Genomic DNA, 1,020 nt, shown 5'->3' with positions numbered 1-1,020 from the left:
GTTCTTCCGCCCCTTGTACCCGCGGTGAGGCAACGACCAGCAACGCAACGCAGCTGCCGGATAGACCTCGACGATCGCGCCGGAACCATCACGTGATACATCGACGCCGCTGTCTCGCAGTCGCGCTTCGAGTCCGGCCCAGCGCAGAGCTGGATACGCTATCCGGTCGGCTGAAACACTCAATGGCTTCAAGCCCGTCCGCCGCCACACATGGAGGTCCGTGGCCCGGAGTGCCAACCCGCGGCGCCAGTCGCTCCCGGTCGACTCTGGCACTGACAGGGAGTTTGAGGCGTGCGCGCTGATCAGTTCCGCAAACGGAGCAGGCCACCCGAGCGGTACATCCACGCCCGTCCGATCAGCCCTTTCCACCGCGGACACAAGACCGTCGTCGTCGGCCCCGAGGCGAACGCCGTCCGGGGAGCCCGTCCCCCCGCCACCACGCAGGAGGGCGACGCCGGTGCGTCGAGCCTCAGCCGCCATGTCAATGCCAACAAAAATCACCATGTCAGGCTAGCCGGGAGCCTGAGAATGGACACATGACCCCAACCCCAGGCACCCCGAACGCCGGCAACGCGGTGAGCGCCTTCGACCCCAGCCGCGTCCGACGTACGGTCCTGGCCGTCGCGATCCTGAATTTCGGGTACTTCTTCGTCGAGTTCCTGGTCGCCCTGGGGGCGGGGTCCGTCTCCCTGCTGGCAGACAGCGTCGATTTCCTCGAAGACACCTCGATCAATCTGCTGATCTTCATTGCTCTTGGCTGGCCCCTTGCCAAGCGCGCCGTCATGGGCAAGCTCATGAGCTTGGTGATCATCACCCCGGCGGCATTTGCGGCATGGGAAGCTCTTCAGCGATTCACTGCACCGGAGGCACCCGACGTAACCCCCGTAGTTCTCGCATCGCTCGGAGCGATGGTCATCAATGCAACCAGCGCCTGGTTGATCGCCCGCGTCCGCACACACGGCGGCTCCCTGAGCCGGGCAGCTTTCCTGTCGGCTCGCAACGGCGTCCTGGTGGACATTG

At 65.1% G+C, this 1,020-nt stretch carries 2 protein-coding genes; one reads left to right on the top strand and one right to left on the bottom strand.

Going from position 1 to position 1,020, the window contains the following annotated elements:
- Positions 1-504, bottom strand: a 504-nt coding sequence (locus GTW58_RS13060; RefSeq protein WP_168023558.1) for a DUF429 domain-containing protein, incomplete at its 3' end; no start/stop codon positions are given.
- A gap of 32 nt (positions 505-536) precedes the next feature.
- Between GTW58_RS13060 and GTW58_RS13055 the strand changes: the two genes are divergently transcribed.
- A partial coding sequence (locus GTW58_RS13055; RefSeq protein WP_168023557.1) for a cation efflux transmembrane domain-containing protein occupies positions 537-1,020 on the top strand: 484 nt, incomplete at its 3' end.

It is taken from the genome of Kocuria subflava, from assembly GCF_012163155.1.
Classification (GTDB): Bacteria; Actinomycetota; Actinomycetes; order Actinomycetales; family Micrococcaceae; genus Kocuria; species Kocuria subflava.
The sequence above is the reverse complement of the archived record's forward strand: the minus strand, read 5'-3'. Positions and strand labels throughout refer to the sequence as shown.